Genomic DNA, 506 nt, shown 5'->3' with positions numbered 1-506 from the left:
GATGCCTTTTTCGATACCTTGAGCAATCAGTTTGGTTTGTTCTTTCGTTTGACCCGGTTTCTGTGTCGCTTTTGCGATCTTCATGGCTTCGGTTTGAGTTTCTAGAGAAGGAACTGGGGTTGCAGGGGTTCTTTTTTTCATGTTTCTCATCGACGTCACTGTAAATCTGCGTTTAGTTTACCTGCGTAAGATGATGAAATGAACTTTAGTTCTCATCTTTGCTTGCTTGCAACTCTGAATCGATCGGTTAAAGTGGCGTTTTTATGAAACTAAGAAGACGATATTGTGCGCTACTCATTTGACCAATATGACGCTCATGGATTTTTGAAAGCGCCTATTCTTGTTTGGCTAGGATGGATGTTTCTGGCTCGCTCTTGGGTGGTTTTTGCAATGGCGGGTGTCAGCCGAGAAAGCGGCAGCAAGCTTTTGTCCATGGTCTATCCTGATTCCAGCACGTTGTATTTAGGTTTGTCGATTGGTATTCCAAGCCTGTTATTGATGTGGCT

General features: G+C 43.5%; 2 protein-coding genes. One reads left to right on the top strand and one right to left on the bottom strand.

Annotation, left to right across the window (positions count from 1 at the left end; all coding sequences use genetic code 11):
- Positions 1–141 (bottom strand): DUF2956 family protein (locus tag R7044_RS28390; protein WP_225456435.1); only part of this gene is annotated, 141 nt, incomplete at its 3' end.
- A 144-nt stretch (positions 142–285) separates the two neighbouring features.
- Here R7044_RS28390 and R7044_RS28385 point away from each other — a divergent pair.
- Positions 286–506: DUF2919 family protein (locus R7044_RS28385; RefSeq protein ID WP_225456433.1), on the top strand; the 221-nt coding region annotated here is incomplete at its 3' end.

The organism is Vibrio sp. 1402, from assembly GCF_033340275.1.
This window is presented reverse-complemented; position numbering and strand designations above follow the sequence as displayed.